This window comes from Rhizobium sp. TH135, assembly GCF_002855515.1.
Taxonomy (GTDB): Bacteria; Pseudomonadota; Alphaproteobacteria; order Rhizobiales; family Rhizobiaceae; genus Allorhizobium.
The window spans coordinates 653000-670445 of the sequence record NZ_PKRP01000001.1 but is presented as its reverse complement, the minus strand read 5'-3'; the positions used below and the strand labels follow the sequence as shown (position 1 = coordinate 670445).

Genomic DNA, 17446 nt, shown 5'->3' with positions numbered 1-17446 from the left:
TCGTTATGCTTGCGGCTTACGCCGGTTGATGAAGAAGAAGATCACGATCAGCACCGTCGAGGCGGCCAGGAAGATTGTGGCGATGGCGTTGATTTCGGGTGTCGTCTCGCGCCGGATCTGGCCGAGCATGTAGGTGGGCAGCGTGTCCTGCCCGCCGGATTTGACGAATTCCGTGATGACGACGTCATCGAGCGAAATCACGAAGGCGAGCATGAAGCCGGCGATGATGGCAGGTCGCAGCAGGGGAAAAGTCACGAAGCGGAAGGCCTGCCAGGGCGTGGCGTAGAGATCGGCTGCCGCCCGCTCCAGCGTCAGGTCCATGCTTTCCAGACGTGCCCGAATGGGCAGATAGGCGAAGGGAATGCAAAAGGCCGTATGCGCCATGATCAGGTAGCCGAGGCCGGAATAGCCGGTCCAGACCTTGATGCGCGAGAAGACGATGAGGAGCGCCACGGCGGTGACGATTTCCGGGATCATCAGCGGCTGGTTGATGACGGCATATTTGGCCGTTAGGCCGCGATAGGGCTCGGTGCGGGTCGTGGCCAGCGCCGCCATGGTCGCGGCGACCGTTGCGAGCCCCGCTGCCCAGAGGGCGATTATGACCGAACGAAGCGCCGCCTCCTGGGCTGCGCCATTTTCCAAGGCGGATGCAAACCAGCGCAGGGAAAAACCGCCCCAGCTCGAGAGGGAGTCATTGGCGTTGAAGGAATAGGCAACGAGGGTTGCAATCGGCAGATAGAGCGCGAAGAAGGTAAAAAGCGCGATCAATCCGAAGCCCGGCTGCGAGCGGATGTCGAAGCGACGTTCAGCCATGACGCACCCCCGATTTCGCGGCGTTGCGGACATAGAAGAGCAGGGCGATCATCACGAGGGCCATCAGCGTGATCGACATGGCGGCCCCGAGCGGCCAGTTGCGACCAGAGCCGAACTGCAGTTCGATCAGGTTGCCCAGCATCAGGTTCTTACCGCCGCCCAGCACGCGCGGAATGACATAGGCGCCGAGCGAGGGGATGAAGACCAGGATGGAGCCTGCGATCAGCCCCGGCTTCACCAGCGGGATGACGATCCGCCAGAGCACCTGCAGGCGGTTGGCGTACAGATCATATCCGGCCTCGACGAGGCGGAAATCAAGCTTCTCGATCGAGGCATAGAGCGGCAGCACCATCAGCGGCAGGTAGACATAGGTCATGCCAAGTAGGGTCGCTGTATCGGTGTAGATGATCTGCAGGGGGGTATCGATGATGCCGAGCCAGATCAGCAGGTTGTTGAGGATGCCTTCGTTGCGGATAACCTGCTGCATGGCAAAGGTGCGGATCAGCAGGTTGGTCCAGAAGGGGATCGTGATCAGGAAAACCCAGATTTCGCGGGTCCGGGCCGGTCGGGTCGCGATGAAATAGGCGGTCGGAAAGCCCAGGATCAGGGTAAAGAGGGTCGTGTAGAGCGAGAGCTTGATGGACCGCCAGAAGATTGCCAGATGCGCGTCGGCGATGCCGAGCGTGTCATCGAAGATATCGCGCTGCATGAAGACTGAGGTCCAGCCTTCGAGCGAGAAGACGCCAAACTTGACGTCGCCATAGTCGCCCTTCTCCAGGAAGGAATAGAGCACCATGACGAAGAGCGGACCAAGTGCTGCGACGAAGATGATCGCAAGGGCCGGGAGGCTGAGCAACCAACGGTTTTTGACATCGCGCGATCTGGCAGTTTCGGGGGCCGTTTTCATCGCGCTCATGGTCAATCCCTCAGGATCTGCGCGACATCGTCGCTGACGAGGATGCCGACCGTTTGGCCTTCCGTCACCCCACAGCTGCCACTGCGGCTGTTCTGCTGGCGGACAGTGAACAGCGAGCCGCCGTCAAGGCGGACGTTGATGTTCGTGTCTGTGCCGAGATAGACGACGCTTTCGACGGTGCCCTTCAGTGTTGCCGCATCCGTCGGTTCGACGACCTCTGCATGCTCCGGACGGATCACAATGGTGACCTTGCCGGATGGCGTGGTGTTTTCCGGGAAGGTCGCGGGGATCTCGCGGCCCGAACGTAGCCGGACGCTCGCCCGATCACCGGTGACGGAGGCGACCTCTACCTCAAGGAAGTTGGTCTCGCCGATGAAGTCGGCGACGAAGCGCTCGGCCGGACGATCATAGATGTCCCAAGGGGAACCCACCTGGCGGAGGCTGCCTGTCGACATGACCGCAATGCGGTCCGACATGGTCAGCGCCTCTTCCTGGTCATGGGTAACGAAGATGAAGGTGATGCCGGTTTCGGCCTGCACGCGCTTCAGCTCGATCTGCATTTCCTTGCGCAGCTTGTAGTCCAGCGCCGACAGCGGCTCGTCGAGAAGCAAGACTTTCGGCTTCGGGGCGAGTGCGCGGGCAAGCGCCACGCGCTGCTGCTGGCCGCCGGAGATCTGGCTCACCTGGCGGTCGCGCATCTTGGTCATGTGCACGAGTTCCAACATCTCGGCGACGCGCGCTTCGATCTCGGCCTTCGGCTTGCCGAGCATCTTCAGACCGAAGCCGATGTTTTCGGCGACCGACATGTGCGGGAACAGGGCGTAGGACTGGAAAACGGTGTTGACCGGCCGCCTGAAGGGCGGCAGCGGTGCGATGTCTTCGCCGTGCAGCAGGATTTCGCCCGTGGTGGGAAAATCGAAGCCGGCGATCAGACGGAGAAGGGTCGTCTTGCCGCAGCCGGATGGCCCCAGCAGCGTGAAGAACTCGTTTTCCTTGATCTTGAGAAAGATCCCGTCGAGTGCTGTGACCTTGTCGGGTCCGGTTCCATAGACGCGGCTGACGCCGCGGATTTCGATGGCTGCCTTGTCTGATGCGGAACTCAAGCCGTGCCCCCTGGCGTTCGGGTTATGCGCGATGTGCTTTGGTCGACCCGTCGGTCGGCAGAGGTTGCCGCTCACGGGGTGGCGCAGATGATGTCACGCAAGTCACGTGCCAGCTTTTCGGCATGCTGAGCTCTCCCCTTCGGCTTGGCCTGCAACATGATCCCGGAACAGGGTATTTGCCGGCTTTTGCCTTGTTTCGTCGAGGTTTCCGTGTTTCGGAGATGCAGCTCGACGGCCTCCGCATCATCCTCTTTTATGGCATGTTGCCTCTAATTTGGTCGTTTGACCATTTTTATTTTCGGCAGGTCCCAAGAATTCCGGATGTGCATGGCAGGCCTGCGTGAGGCGCTCGGCCCAGCGCTTGACAGAGCTCAGGCGGGGGCTCCATCGTTGGAAACTGCCCGGCCCGAGCGGCCCATCCCTCAGGAGCCATGCGTGTCCGATCCGATCTCCCTGTCCCTCACCGAACTCCTCGCCGCGCTCGAAACGCAGCGCGTCACCTGCGAAGAGCTCATGGTGTCCTGCCTCAACAGGATCGAACGGCTCAATCCAAAGATCAATGCACTTGTGAGCGTCCGACCGCGCGAGGTTCTCATTGCCGAAGCGAGGGCCAGGGATGCTGAACGGAAGCAGGGCGCTGCTCTTGGCGCGCTGCATGGCGTGCCGATTGCGATCAAGGATCTGAGCGAGGCGAAGGGCATTCTCTGCACCTATGGCTCGCCGCTCTTCCACGACTATGTGCCCGATTTCGACGATATTCAGGTCGAGCGCATCCGCGCCGCTGGCGCCATAATCATCGGCAAGACCAATACGCCGGAATGGGGTTTCGGCTCGCATAGCTACAATCCCGTCTTCGGTGTGACGCGCAATCCCTGGGACCTGAGCCGTTCGGCTGGTGGCTCCAGCGGCGGGGCAGGGGCGGCGCTTGCCGCGCGGCTCGTCCCGATCGCCGATGGCAGCGACATGATGGGCTCCCTGCGCAACCCGGCAGCCTTCAACAACGTGGTCGGGTTCCGCCCGAGCTTCGGTCGCATCCCGGCTCTGCCTGGTCGCGATGCCTATCTCAATCAGCTTGCGACGCTGGGACCCATGGGGCGCTCCATCGAGGATGTTGTGACGCTCCTCAACGTGCAATCCGGTTTCGATGCGCGCGATCCCAGCTCCTTTGAGAGTGGACCGCTTGCCCTCGACCGGGAGATGGCGGCCAAGGGCGGGCGGATCGGCTGGCTCGGCGATTTCGGCGCGCATCTTCCCTTCGAACCGGGTGTGCTTGATCTCAACGAGAAGGCGTTGGGTGTCTTCGAGGGGCTGGGCTACGCCGTCGAGCCTGTTCGCATCAACTTCGATATGAACAGGCTCTGGTGGGCCTGGACAACGCTGCGCAGCTTCTTCACCGCCGGCAGCATGCGTGACTATTACGAGGATCCCGGCCGGCGCGGCTCGCTGAAGCCGGAGATCCTCTACGAGGTCCGATCGGGCCTCAGGATCAATGCTGCGGATGTCTACGAGGCGTCAGCGGTGCGGACGGCATGGTATCAGGCGCTGTCGAAGGTCTTCGAGATCCATGACTACCTGATTGCGCCCGCCGCCCAGGTCTTCCCCTTTGATGCCGATATCCCTTGGCCGCGCGAGATCGCGGGTAAACACATGGATACCTATCATCGCTGGATGGAGGTGGTGATTGGTCCCAGCATGGCGGGTCTGCCGGTTGCCGCCCTTCCGGCCGGCTTTTCCCCGCAGGGCCTGCCGACCGGTTTCCAGCTGATTGGTCAACCTCGCGCGGATGCGCAGGTTCTGTCTGTTGCCGCCGCTTACGAGGACGCCACCGACTGGCTCACCCAGATACCGTCGCTCTCTTGAACTCTTCTTCCCGGTTAATCGTCGGCCGACTTGAAGCGCGACATGATTTCGTCCAACGATTCCGAAACAGTTTTGCTTCGACGCCCAGCCATCCCCTCCCGTCCGGGTCCACACCTGGATGCCATTTTCTGGATCTGCCTGCATGAACCTCGTTTTCGACGGCCACAATGATGTTCTCCTCCGCCTCTGGCGCAGCGGAACGGAAGGTCGCAACCCCGTGGCCGAATTCCGCAACGGAACCAGCGCCGGGCATATCGATGCACCCCGGGCCAAGCGGGGTGGTCTCGCCGGTGGTCTTTGTGCCATCTACATCCCGTCGCCGCATGATTTCACGCTGCGCGAGCCGGATGCGAACGGGCACTATGCGACTCCGCTCGATCCGCCGCTCGATCGCCAGGCGTCGCTCGATATCGCGATGGAAATGGCAGCCATCGCCCATCGGCTCGATCAGGACGGAAGCTGGCGGCTCTGCCGCTCGACCCGTGACATCCGGCAAGCCATGGATGATGGCGTGTTTGCTGCGGTGATGCATATGGAAGGCTGCGAGGCCATCGATGCCGATCTCGATGCGCTCGAGGTTTTCTACGCTGCTGGCCTTCGTTCGCTCGGGCCCGTCTGGAGCCGCCACAACATTTTCGGCCATGGTGTACCCTTCGCCTATCCGAGTTCGCCCGATACAGGACCCGGCCTGACGCGCGCCGGCGAAGATCTGATCCGGGCCTGCAACCGGCTCGGCATTCTGATCGATCTTGCGCACATTACCGAGAAGGGCTTCTGGGACGTCGAGCGCCTGAGCGACCAGCCGCTGATCGCCAGCCATTCCAACGTGCATGCATTGACGCCGGTTGCCCGCAACCTGACGGACCGGCAGATGGACGCGATCAAGGCAAGCCACGGGCTGGTGGGGCTCAACTATGCCGTCACTATGCTGCGGCCCGATGGGCGCGACGATGCCGAAACCTCGCTTGCCACTATGGTCAGCCACATCGACTATCTCGTCGACCGCATGGGGATCGACTGCGTGGCGCTGGGGTCTGACTTTGACGGGGCGACGATCCCGAACGTGATCGGCGATGCCTCCGGCAACCAACGGCTTGTGACCGCGCTGAAGGAGCGCGGCTATCGTCCTGCCGATCTCGACAAGATCTGCCGGGAAAACTGGCTGCGGGTGCTGGCGTCTGCCTGGCACGAGTAAACGCGGGGAGGGCGCTTCCGCTCAGGCGACGCGGTGACCGGAGCGCCACACCGACTTGGCGAAGGGATGGCCGTCCTGCAGGTCGACACGGATCAGGTCGGCCTTTAAGCCGGTTTCGATTGCGCCGCGATCCGTCAAGCCGCCGGCGAGCGCCGGGCTGCGGGTGACCATGGCAACAGCGCTCGGCAGATCGTAGTCGAGGCCCGGATCGGCTGAGATCATGAAGGCTGCATCGAGCATGGAGCGCGGGACGTAGTCTGAAGCCAGGATATCGACGAGCCTTGCTGCTAGCAGGTCGCGCACGGCGATGTTGCCGGATTGTGAACCGCCACGCACGAGATTAGGCGCACCGGCAACGATGCGCATGCCAGCGGCGCGTGCTGCTTCCGCCGCCTCCATCGAGCAGGGGAATTCCGAAATCGACACACCCTCCGCTACGCCATCCTCGATATGGGCGATATCCGTGTCGTCGTGGCTCATGAGCGGCATGGAGCGCGTGCGGGCAAGGGCGACGATATCAGGCCGCGTCGTGGCGGCGATATGGCTCTTTTCCGCGACCAGCACCTTGATCCTCTCGCGCACCAGTTCGGGGCTCTCGCCGGTCGATTTGCATGCTCTTGCGACATAGGCCTCAATGTCGCGGCTCTGGCGGATGCCGGGCAGGTGTTCCATGATGGAGATGACGCGCACGATCTCGCGGTCGATATTGTCGGCTGTCAGTTGCGGCGTTACCGGGTCCGTCAGTTCGCAGCGCAGGTGAACGAGATGTTCGGCGCGCAGCATGCCGGAGCTCTGCGCCTGCTCCAGCGCCTCGATCATCGGTTTCAGGATCTCGGCCCGTTCCGGATTGTCGGTGGTCGCTCCGACGCAGAGGCTGTCGAAAACGGTGGTGACGCCGCCGCCGATGATCTGGGCATCGTGGGCCAGGGCCGCGCGCATGAAATCCCAGCGCACATGCGCGCGGGGATAGAGGTGTTTCTCGAAATGGTCGGTGTGGATATCGACAAGGCCGGGCAGCAGGTAGTCGCCGGCAAAATCGAGCGCATCGGCATGGCGCGACGGGCCTTCATGGATCTCCGCGATCTTCCCGTTTTCAATCACTAGCGAGCCATGGAGTACATGGTTTGGTGTGACAACGCGGGCATTGGAAAGCACCAGTGCCTCGCCGCGCGCTGATTCATGGGTTTCACCCGTGGCATTCGTCTGTCTCAGCATGACCGCATCTCCATCCGCTCTCGTCGAGGCGTCTCTAGGCGCGTTTCATGACGCTTTGGTGTCAGTGCTGGCGGATCTTCTCAGCCGAGAAGCCTCAGGCAATCGTCGGCGATCACCTGTTCCTCGTCGGTTGCGATCACGCGGATCTTCACGCGGCTCTCCTCGCGCGAAATGACCGCTTCGTTGCGGTCGTTCGCCTCGCCATCCAGCAGCAGACCGAGGAAGCGCAGGCGCTCGACCACCGATCGGCGGATTGCCGGCTGGTTCTCGCCGATGCCGGCGGTGAAGACCAGCGTGTCCAGGCCGCCGAGCGTGGCCGAGAGCCGCGCCACTTCACCTGCGATACGGAAGGTAAAGACGTCGATCGCCTCGCGGGCCTCCTTCGACGGGGTCTCCAGCAATATGCGGCTATCGGCGCTGATACCTGAGAGACCGAGCAGGCCCGACTGCTTGTAGATCAGGTCCTCGACTTGCCGGATGCTCAGCCCATGGGCCTCGATCAGATGGAACAGCACGCCCGGATCGATTGCGCCGGAACGGGTCGCCATGGGTACGCCGTCGATGGTGGAAAAGCCCATGGAGGTATCGCGGCTCACGCCATTCTCCAGCGCGCAGAGGCTGGCACCGGAGCCGAGATGGGCAACGACAGCGCGGCCGCCGGCCGTTTCCGGTTCGAGCGCCTTCAGGGCGCCCGCGACATAGGCATAGGAGAGGCCGTGAAAGCCATAGCGTTTGACGCCCTTGTCGAACCACTCGCGCGGTATGGCGAAGCGCCTGATGACATCGGATTGCGTGCGGTGGAAGGCGGTGTCGAAGGACGCGGTCTGGGGCAGGCCGGATTTCAACTCGGCGATGGCGCGGATCAGACGCAGGTTCTGCGGTTGGTGGAGCGGGGCGAGGGCTACAAGGCTCTTGATGCCGGCGAGGCTGGTGTCGTCGACCTTCACGGCATCCGTAAAGAGATCGCCGCCATGCACCACGCGGTGGCCGACGGCCGAGACGGCGTCGAGGTCGTAGTGCTCGGACAGCCAGTCGAAGACCTCTTCAAGAACGTCGTGCAGCAGGTCGTCGGTCTTTGCCACCAGGGGCACGTCGAAGACGGCGGGTCCTTCGACCAGATGGAAGGTGAGCGGTTCGGCGCGGAAGTCTATGACGCCCTTGCCGATGCGTCTGGCGCCTGCTTGTTCGCGGGCGAAAATGCCGATCTTCACCGTCGAAGAGCCGGCATTGAAGGTTAGCAGCAGTTTCTGGCTCATGCCTTGCCACCAAGCGCTGCCGCGCGCTTTGCGGCGACGAGTTTCGCGAGCGCGGCCGAGGCGATGCGGACGCGGAGGCTATCCGAGCGGCTGGTCAGAATGATCGGTACCCGCGCACCGAGCACCAGGCCGGCGGCATCGGCATTCGCGAAGTATAGGAGCTGCTTGGCGAGCATGTTGCCCGCTTCGAGGTCCGGCACGAGCAGGATGTCGGCATCGCCGGCGACGGGCGAAATGATGCCCTTGGTGCGGGCGGCTTCGATGCTGATTGCATTGTCGAAGGCAAGCGGGCCGTCGACCTTGGCCCCCTTGATCTGGCCGCGTGCGGCCATGACGGTGAGGGCTGCCGCCTCGAGCGTTGCCGGCATCTTGTCGTTGACCGTCTCGACGGCGGCGAGCACGGCGACCTTGGGCTCGGGAACACCGAGCATATGCATGAGATCGACCGCGTTCTGGCAGATGTCGCGCTTGTGCTCCAGCGTTGGGGCGATGTTGATCGCCGCATCCGTGACGATCAGCAGTTTGGAATAGGCGGGCACATCCATGACATAGACATGGCTGACGCGGCGTTCGGTTCTGAGGCCCGCGCCGCTGCCCACGACCGCGCCGAGCAGCTCGTCGGAATGCAGGCTGCCCTTCATCACGGAGCCGACCTTGCCGGCAACCGCAAGCTTGACAGCAAGGGCTGCTGCCGCATGGCTATGTTCGGTGTGCAGGATTTCGAAGCCGTCGATCGAGATACCCGCCTGTTCAGCCGCTGCGCGGATCTTCGCCTCCGGACCGATCAGGATCGGCTCCAGCAGACCCTCATCACGGATCTCGACGGCCGCCTCGATCGCCTCCGGTGAGCACGGGTGGACGAGGGCCGTCTTGACCATCGGCAGGCTCCGGGCCTCAGCGACGATGGCATCGAAGCGGTCGTGGCGTTGCAGGGAGACATCCGGCGGAAGGTTTTCCGACCAGCTGATGCGCTCGGTTGGCGCACGCACGCGGGCCTTGCCGGCGAGCACCGGCTCGCCATGCTGGTTCACGGCGCGGGTGTCGAAGATCAGCGTCCGGCCATCGCTTTCCTTGGTCATCAGCGTGACTGTCGCGGTGATCCGGTCTCCGGTCGCGATGTCCCTCCAGAACTCCAGATCCTGGCCGAGATACACTGTTCCTGGGCCGGGGAGGCGGGTGTCGAACACAGCCGAGATCATGCCGGCCGGGATCAGCGACTGACCGAGCGGCACGGGATTGTTGTCGCCGGAGAGGGCTGCAAAGAGTTCGATATCATCGGGGCCAATCACGCGGGTGATGCTGGCGGCATCGCCGAGCTTCAGCTCGTCGAACATGCGGTTGGTGAGGACTGGTCTTTCCATGTCGCTTTCGTCTTCCATTGTCGAACCGTCCTCCCCCGATCCGTTTATCCTGCAGCCGGTCTGCTTCGTCAGCATGGCCAACCCTGAGGGGCAATCTCTGTGGTGTAGGGTGGGCTGTCCTTGACTTGGGTCAAGGGGCGGTGGGACGAAAGTCTTGGGGGTGCAGGAGAGGCTGCAAGCGCTGTTGGCTCAACGCCCTCATGCTGAGGTGCCCGCGCACGGCGCGGGCCTCGAAGCATCGAGCGGCTTCTCATTTTGACAGGCGTATGCGGAGGTGCTGGGTCTGTTTGTGGCCTCGCCCTTCGAGGCCCGACGTTGTCGGGCACCTCAGGGTGAGGGGGAGAAGAAGTCAAGCCCACCTGTCACGCCATGCCGGCTGCGCACCGGCATACGGCAAGGCAACGGCCTCATAAACCCCGCGTGCAATGGCGCGCGTGGTCACCAGCGTTGCCAGATGGCAGAGTTCCATGAGGTCTGCCGTGCCATTGCTCTCACGCTTGCCTGTCGAGGCTGCAAACATCGTGTCGCCATCCAGCGGCAGATGGGCGGGGAGCACCGCGCGTGCCAGACCGTCATGGGCAGACAGAGACAGGCGGTGGAGCTCGGGTTTTGACAGGGTGCAATCGGTCACGACAGCGCCGATGGTGGTTGCCGTCAGTCGCAAGCCCTTGATTTGCATGGCGCGGTCGTCGGCGCTGACATGGGCAGGCTGGCCGAGCCCGCCGAACTCCTGTCCCTCTTCAAAGGGGGCGGCCCAGAAATGCGGTCCGTCGCCGATCACCACCGAGCCCATGGCATTGACGGCAACGAGTGCTGCGATCGTATGGCCTGAGGAAGAGACGGCGCTGGCCGAGCCTAGGCCGCCCTTGAAGTTCGCCGTCGTGGCACCGGTTCCCGCGCCGATGGTGCCGAGCGGGAAGGCGCCCTTGGCGGCGTTTCGATAGGCCTCATAGCCGAGGTCGCGATAGGGCGCATGCAGGCCCCAATCCTTATCGCCACCATTCAAGAGATCCATGAGGATCGCCTGCGGTACGATCGGCACCCGCACCGTTCCGACGGCAAAGCCGCGACCGGCCGCGCGTAGGCCCGATTGCACCCCGCCTGCAGCGTCGAGCCCAAAGGCCGAGCCGCCTGACAGTACGAAGGCATCGACTTGTTGCATCGTCATCGACGGATCAAGGAGCGTGACGTCCCGCCCACCCGGCGCTCCGCCGACTACGGTGCCGGATGCGGTCGCGGGTTCATCGAAGACGATTACGGTTACCCCGGAGCCGAGGCCAAGGTCGGTTGCATGGCCGACAGAGAGGCCAGCGATGTCGGTCAGCAGGTTGAGAAGGCCTTGGGGCATGGGAGGGTCTCCGGATGAGTGGGCGGAGAGTGGCTGGGGCGGGGGAGAAGATCAAGGTCGTTGGGCGTCATATGGCTTTGTCCCCCTCACCGCTGCCCGCTCCACCCTTGCCCCCTCATCCGGCTCCTGAGCCTGTCGAAGGGCGGCACCCTCTCCCCGCCTGCGTGGAGAGGGTAGGGTGAGGGGCAAAACCTGCAGTCGGCCCAAGCGGTGTGCCATCTACTCCCGTCGGACCGAAGAAGAAGGGTCAACGAGTTGATGGAACAACCGCGACCCGCCCACATTTGCCTCCCGCGTCCCGGTTGACGCACGCGCCTTGCGACGCGATGTACCTTCAACGCCACGGATCAGGAACCAGCCCATGCATCGCATCAAGCTCCATCTCACTCGAATCGCCTCGGCGGCAGAACGGCGTGTCTGGCTGACCGCGCTGGTGGCGGCACTGGTCGCCTACTTCCTGTTCGAGCTGACGGGCGAGGTGCTGGAGGGTGAGACGCGCGCCTTTGATGAGGGCGTGCTCCTGATGTTGCGCGACCCTGCCGATCCGGCCATGCCACGGGGGCCTGCCTGGCTCACCAAGATGATGGTGGACATTACCGCACTCGGCGGCGTCACCGTGCTGACGCTGCTGGTGACCCTTGTTGTGGTCTATCTGGCGCTCCGCCAGAAATACCGGACGGCCCTCTTCGTCACCGCGTCCATCCTCGGTGGCTGGGCTTTGAGCAGCGCCATGAAACTCGGCATCGCAAGGCCGCGGCCGGAGGTGGTCCAGCATCTGGTCGAGGTCACCGATATGAGCTTTCCGAGCGGCCATGCCATGCTGTCCGCCATCACCTATCTGACGCTCGGCGCCATGCTGTCGCGGCTCGAGGAGCGCGCATCGCTGCGCTACTTCTTCCCGCTGGTCGCGGTGGTGCTAACGCTGATCATCGGCCTCAGCCGCATCTATCTCGGCGTGCATTATCCGACGGACGTGCTCGGCGGCTGGGCCGCGGGGACCGTATGGGCGTGTGGGAGCTGGTTTGTGGCAAGGCGGGTGTTGGGGCGGTGAAGAAGCCACCTTCGAAGCAGTACCATTAGCCACCGTCTAATTGCTTGGTCGTCTCAGAAAGGTGCTCGGTAACGGCATCATCAAGGCCTTTCACGATTTTCTGTATCAAGCTATTTGTCTGATCGTCCCACCCAAGTTTGTACCAGCGCCTTACTATTTCACGTCCTTGTTTTGAAAAATGATCCCAATCCGTTCTGGGGTGTACTGTTGTTAACTCAAAAACATAGCAATGATGCAGGCTGGGTGCGCAGGTTAGAATCAAATTGATTTTTTGTAGCGAACTGTAAGTTGGGGTCAATTCGATCTTTAGCTGCACACGTGGCAGTGTGCAGTTTAACTCCAGATCGTAGTGCTCTTCCCATTCGTCATATAAGGAAGCAATAAGTCCAGCCATTCTATCAAAAGGCAATGGATTTTTCTTCGATTTCTTTAGTTCTGCAGTGACAAGTCGATCTGGCCTCTCCTCCTTAGAGAGTACTCTGATCATCAATTCTTTGGGGCCTTCCTCTGCGAAGGAATTATAGCTACGTTTCTCCAATTTGAAAAATTCAGAGAAGCCGTGATTTTCTACTTCTTTCTCAACCCCATCAAATATGCTTCCTATTAAGGTTTCTGCCTTATCTGGCTCCGCTGCTTTGTTTTCAAGTTTTTCAAGAATTAATCTTATTCTGCCGACCCCAGAAACGCCTTCGGCAGAAATTTCGTCTCCATCTTCTAGAACGTTTCCGTCCGTTGGCATCCAATCCTTTCTATAGTGTTCCCTAAATTTTTCGAGTTTTGAGGCATCGTCGACAAAAAGATCTCGCCCGGTGCCTTGGTCTACAAAGAACGGCGTTTGGCTTTCGTTGCCAATGAAGTTATCTCGGATTGTGTTGCGAATATCGCTGTAGTAGATGGGGCCTTCGGTCTTGCGCATGCTTGCGTCAACGAACGCCTTTGTGAATTCGCTTAGCTTCTCTCCGCCTAACGATGTCTGGTTGTCGAGGGACGAAGAAAACTGAATTACGCTTCTTAGCCCTTCTTTTTGTATAACTGGAATTGGCGAGGCGCTTTTTATAAGAGAAGCGCCAGCAAAGCAGGCGTCGAGCACAAGGACCAATAAATTTGGCCTAACTGCCCTGAATAGATCGGTTATCTCCTCGTGAGATATTCCTGTCTCATGTGGCCTGCTGCTGTCGAAATTGGATCCACACAGAAATAATTCTGATCCAAAATTGTATCCATGGCCCGAAAAGTAGAAGAATATATTGCTGTTTACTCCGTCTGTCGGCGCGTTCTCTCGGATCAATTCTCTAATTTCGTCTGCATTTGCATTTTTCTTGCTGATGATTCTGTCGAAGTTACCGGTCGCTTCGATTAGGCTTGTAAAGACTTGTAGGTCGTTCTCGCAAAACGGTAAATCGTTCTCACGTTCATAGACGGCATTGCCGATTAAGATCGCTGTTGATGTCAAGTCACCCTCCCATTCGAAAGGAGTGCCATTCTAGGTTGTTTGCCACCTTGAGCAACTATAATCATGATCAGTCAGCGACAGCGAAAATTCAATGAGGGATCTTAAAGCACCCCTCAATGCTTCAATGCCTTCGGATCGAGCGCATCGCGGATGGCGTCGCCGATATAGTTGACGCTCAACACTGTCAGCGAGATCGCCAGACCCGGCCAGAGAACGCGGGACGGGTTGATCTGCAGGAAGTTGGCGCCGTCGAAAAGCAGGCGGCCCCAGGTGGGGAAGTCGGGCGGGAAGCCGAGGCCGAGGAATGAGAGCGCGGATTCGGTGATGATGGCGGTGGCGATGCCGAGCGTCGCCGAGACCATGATCGAGGACATGACGTTCGGCAGGATGTGCTTGATGATGATGCGGTATTCGCGCATGCCGCTCGACTTGGCCGCCAGGATGAATTCCTGGCTCTTGATCGCAAGCACGTCGCCGCGAACGATGCGGGCCGTGTGCATCCAGCTGGTGATGCCGATGATGAAAACGATCAGGATGAAGATGCCGGTTTCCGGCCCGAAGGCTGCCCGCAGCGTGTCGCGGAAGAGCATGATGATGACCAGGAGCAGCGGCAAAAGCGGCAGCGCGAGGAAGAGGTCGGTCATGCGCATCAGCGGACCGTCGAGCTTGCGGGAATAGCCCGAAAGCACGCCGATCAGCGTGCCGACGACCAGCGCCAGCAACATCGCGGTCATGCCGACGGCAAGCGAGATCTGCCCGCCGGCCAGCACCTGGGCCAGCATGTCCTTGCCGAGATTGTCCGTGCCAAAGGGATGTTCCCAGGAGGGGCCCTGGTTCTTGGCGCGGATGTCGATCTTGTTCGGGTCTATCGTGTGGATATAGGGGCCGATGAACACGGCCAGCACGATGAAGGTGAAGACAATCAGGCCGGCGACGCCGCCCTTGTGGGCGCGGAACTGGCGCCAAAGCATGGGCCAGAAGCCGCCGCTCTGGGGCCTTGTCTGCGGTGCTGTTGCGGTCACAATGGCGGCGTCACTCATAGCGGATCCTCGGATCGAGTATGCCGTAGAGAACGTCGGCAATCAGGTTGAAGAGCACGATCAGGATCGCGAAGATGAAGGTCAGCGTCTGCACGAGCGGGATGTCTGCGCCCTGGATCGCGGTGATCAGCAGCTGGCCGAGGCCATTCACGCGGAAGACCTGTTCGGTGATGATGGCGCCGGAGAAGATCGTCGGCACGCCAAGCGCAATGACGGTGACGACCGGGATCAGGCTGTTGCGCAGGACATGCACGAGCAGCACGACCTTTTCCTTGACGCCCTTGGCGCGCGCCGTGCGAACATAATCCATGTTCAGGTTGTCGAGCATGGAGGCGCGAACGAAGCGGCTGATCTGCGAAACGTTGAAGAGCGTCAGCACCAGCACGGGCAGGAACATCTGCTTCACCTGGAGCACGAAGCTGTCCCAGCTGTTGACCACCAGCGTGGTGTCGTAGATCGACGGGAACCACTGCAGATAGGACGAGAAGACGACGATCAGTAGAACGCCGGTAAAGAAGGTCGGCACGGAATAGCCGACCATCGAGATGAAGGTGCCGATCTGGTCGAACCAGGAATACTGGCGATAGGCCGAGATGACGCCGATCGGGATCGCGATCAAGACGCCGAAGAGGTAGGACAGGCCAACGACCCAGAGCGTCTGCGGCAGGCGCTGGACGATCAGGTCGACCACGGGGCTGCGTGTCGCCCAGGAGAGCACGCGCATGCGCTCGCCGGAACCGACGGTAATGCCGGTAATCTGTTCGAAGATATTCAGCGGTTCATTGATGAAGAACTGCTGGAGCCATTTGAAATAGCGGATGAGGAAGGGCTGATCGAGACCCATGGCGGCGCGGATCTGCTCACGCACATCAGGCGGAATGGTCAGCGGCAGGTCGCTTAAGGGATCTCCTGGGGAGAGGTCGAGCAGGGCAAAGATAATGAAACTGATGGCCAGTAGCGTCGGGACTGCGAACAGCAGCCGCCGGACGGTGAAGGTAAACATCGGCTGGTCTCCAGACTGTCACAGAAAATGCTGGTGCCGGGCCTGCCGACAGGGCAGGCCCGGCACCTATGGCATTACTTAGCGCGCGACCAGTCGGCGACGTTCCAGAGTTCCGAGTCCCAGGCGTTCATCTTGACGCCCAGCAGCGTGTTGTTGACAGCCGAAGGCTGGCCACGATGGATGAGCGGGATCTGGGCGACATCGTTGGAGAGCATGTCGTTCAGCTTCTTGGCAATTTCGGCGCGCTTTTCGAGTTCGCCGGTTTTGCCGAGTTCCTTCACGAGTGCATCGTATTCCGGGTTGCAATAGCGGACGATGTTCTCACCCTGCCAGCCGGTGGCCGGGCTCGGGATCTTGTCGCACATCCAGCCGGCCATGTACTTCTCGGGGTCGGTGCCGTCGAAGTTGTTGGTGTACATCTGGATGTCGGCCATGAACTTCTGGAAGGTGTCCGGAGAGGCCGGGTCACCGCCGAAGAAGACGGAAGCCGAGATGTTGCGCAGTTCGACGGAAACGCCGATCTGGCTCCACATGTCCTTGACCAGCGCCTGGGTGCCCTGGCGGACGGAGTTGGTCGAGGTCTGGTAGAGGAAGGAGAGCTTGACGCCGTCCTTTTCGCGGATGCCATCCGAGCCCATCTTCCAGCCGGCATCTTCCAGCAGCTTGTTGGCGCCTTCTACGTCCTGCTTCAGGCACCAGTCGACGGCGGTCGAGACATAGATGTCCGGAGCGGGCAGGATGTTGCAGGTTGGCTGACCGTTCGGGCCGTAGCCGGCTTCGTCGATGATCTCGCGGTCGATGGCGATCGAGAGCGCGCGACGGACGGCCGGGTCGGACAGTGCCGGATGCGGGCCGGCTTCCTTGGTCGAGCGCTTGTCGCCGAGCGAGGCGTCCACGCCATAGGGGTTGATGTCGATACGTTCGACCTGGGTGCCGAAGGCAACTTCGATCTTGCCCTTGCCGGCAGCCATCATCTGCTCGAGGATTTCAGGCTCGACCTGCATGTTCCAAGCGTAGTCGAATTCGCCTGTTTCGAGAACAGAGCGGGCTGCGGAAGCGGCGTCACCGCCACCCTTCAGGGTGACCGAGGCGAAGGCCGGCTTGGCGGCATCGCGGTAATTGCTGTTGGCTTCGAAGGTCACCACGTCGTTCGGCTTGAACTCCTTGACGACGAAGGGGCCGGTGCCGATCGGGCCAAAGTTGGCCGAGGTGCATTCCGGTGCCTTGGCGCCGAGGCAATCCTTGAACTGGGCAGCCTGGATGATCGGGGCCTGCGCGCCGACGAAGGCGCTGTAGGGGTAAGGCTTGGCATCCGCGAAGGAGACCTTGATGGTGGAGGCGTCGATCGCCTCGACATTGGTCACGCCTTCGAAATAGGCGCCCTGGGCGCAGCCGCCGTCCGGTGCCGTGCAGTATTTCCAGGTGAAGATGGCGTCTTCGGCCGTCACAGCCGTGCCGTCCGACCACTTCAGGTCAGGCTTCAGCTTCCAGGTGATGCTCTTGAAATCGGCCGCGACGCCGCCGTTTTCTACCGTTGGGATTTCCGTGGCGAGCATCGGCACCAGCGCGCCGGTCTCGTCGTAACGGGCCAGTGGCTCGATGACCATCGAGGCTGCGTAGACTTCCTTGGTGCCGCCCGACAGATACGGGTTCATCGTCGAAACGGCCTGCCAGAAGATGATCTTCAGGTCGCCGTCGGTGCCGCGTTCGGCCATTGCCGGCGCTGCCGTCAGCGCAAAAGCGGCAGCAGACGCTGCCAGCATCAGTTTGCGAGTGTTCATGTGCTCATTCCCCATTATTTTTTGTTAGCAGGCATGATGGTAACCCGATCT

14 protein-coding genes are annotated in these 17446 nt (G+C 61.2%); 3 read left to right on the top strand and 11 right to left on the bottom strand.

Annotated elements, in window-relative coordinates:
• Positions 1-3: 3 nt before the first annotated feature.
• Genes C0V73_RS03190 through C0V73_RS03180 form a run of 3 tightly spaced genes read right to left on the bottom strand, consistent with a single transcriptional unit; the run spans position 4 to position 2832 of the window.
• Positions 4-813 (bottom strand): ABC transporter permease, encoded by an 810-nt coding sequence (locus C0V73_RS03190; protein WP_102018520.1) that lies wholly within the window; start codon positions 811-813, stop codon positions 4-6.
• A complete protein-coding gene (locus tag C0V73_RS03185) occupies positions 806-1720 on the bottom strand; it encodes an ABC transporter permease (protein WP_102018921.1) in 915 nt (304 codons plus the stop codon). The genes C0V73_RS03190 and C0V73_RS03185 overlap by 8 nt, the downstream gene beginning before the upstream one ends.
• Before the next feature lie 11 nt (positions 1721-1731).
• Positions 1732-2832, bottom strand: a complete 1101-nt coding sequence (locus C0V73_RS03180) for an ABC transporter ATP-binding protein (protein WP_102018519.1) — start codon at positions 2830-2832, stop codon at positions 1732-1734.
• A 435-nt stretch (positions 2833-3267) separates the two neighbouring features.
• On the opposite strand from C0V73_RS03180, the gene C0V73_RS03175 reads away from it, so the two are divergent.
• Together C0V73_RS03175 and C0V73_RS03170 are read left to right on the top strand one after the other, a co-directional pair.
• Entirely contained in the window at positions 3268-4692 is a 1425-nt protein-coding gene (locus C0V73_RS03175; RefSeq protein WP_102018518.1) for an amidase, read from the top strand.
• Positions 4693-4834: 142 nt separating this feature from the next.
• The gene (locus C0V73_RS03170) at positions 4835-5887 is read left to right on the top strand and encodes a dipeptidase (RefSeq protein WP_102018517.1); all 1053 of its coding nucleotides are present in this window, start codon (positions 4835-4837) and stop codon (positions 5885-5887) included.
• Between the two features lie 21 nt (positions 5888-5908).
• Here the strand turns inward: C0V73_RS03170 and C0V73_RS03165 are convergent, their stop codons facing one another.
• From C0V73_RS03165 to C0V73_RS03150, 4 genes are all read right to left on the bottom strand, one after another.
• Positions 5909-7102 (bottom strand): alpha-D-ribose 1-methylphosphonate 5-triphosphate diphosphatase, encoded by a 1194-nt coding sequence (locus C0V73_RS03165; protein ID WP_102018516.1) that lies wholly within the window; start codon positions 7100-7102, stop codon positions 5909-5911.
• Positions 7103-7182: 80 nt separating this feature from the next.
• Positions 7183-8358 carry an acetate/propionate family kinase gene (locus tag C0V73_RS03160; protein WP_102018515.1) on the bottom strand — a complete coding sequence of 392 codons (1176 nt, stop codon included), beginning with the start codon at positions 8356-8358 and terminating at the stop codon, positions 7183-7185.
• The gene (locus C0V73_RS03155; protein WP_172449986.1) at positions 8355-9719 is read right to left on the bottom strand and encodes a bifunctional enoyl-CoA hydratase/phosphate acetyltransferase; all 1365 of its coding nucleotides are present in this window, start codon (positions 9717-9719) and stop codon (positions 8355-8357) included. The genes C0V73_RS03160 and C0V73_RS03155 overlap by 4 nt, the downstream gene beginning before the upstream one ends.
• 349 nt (positions 9720-10068) lie before the next feature.
• Positions 10069-11067, bottom strand: a complete 999-nt coding sequence (locus C0V73_RS03150) for a P1 family peptidase (protein ID WP_102018513.1) — start codon at positions 11065-11067, stop codon at positions 10069-10071.
• Between the two features lie 361 nt (positions 11068-11428).
• On the opposite strand from C0V73_RS03150, the gene C0V73_RS03145 reads away from it, so the two are divergent.
• Complete coding sequence (locus tag C0V73_RS03145; RefSeq protein WP_102018512.1) at positions 11429-12118, top strand: phosphatase PAP2 family protein; 690 nt, start codon at positions 11429-11431, stop codon at positions 12116-12118.
• A 25-nt stretch (positions 12119-12143) separates the two neighbouring features.
• Here the strand turns inward: C0V73_RS03145 and C0V73_RS03140 are convergent, their stop codons facing one another.
• The 4 genes from C0V73_RS03140 to C0V73_RS03125 form a co-directional block, all read right to left on the bottom strand.
• Entirely contained in the window at positions 12144-13571 is a 1428-nt protein-coding gene (locus tag C0V73_RS03140) for a caspase family protein (protein WP_102018511.1), read from the bottom strand.
• 113 nt (positions 13572-13684) lie between these two features.
• Entirely contained in the window at positions 13685-14542 is an 858-nt protein-coding gene (locus tag C0V73_RS03135) for an ABC transporter permease (RefSeq protein ID WP_245407879.1), read from the bottom strand.
• Between the two features lie 61 nt (positions 14543-14603).
• Positions 14604-15614 (bottom strand): ABC transporter permease, encoded by a 1011-nt coding sequence (locus tag C0V73_RS03130; protein ID WP_102018509.1) that lies wholly within the window; start codon positions 15612-15614, stop codon positions 14604-14606.
• Positions 15615-15688: 74 nt separating this feature from the next.
• The gene (locus tag C0V73_RS03125) at positions 15689-17395 is read right to left on the bottom strand and encodes a peptide ABC transporter substrate-binding protein (RefSeq protein ID WP_102018508.1); all 1707 of its coding nucleotides are present in this window, start codon (positions 17393-17395) and stop codon (positions 15689-15691) included.
• Positions 17396-17446 lie beyond the last annotated feature (51 nt).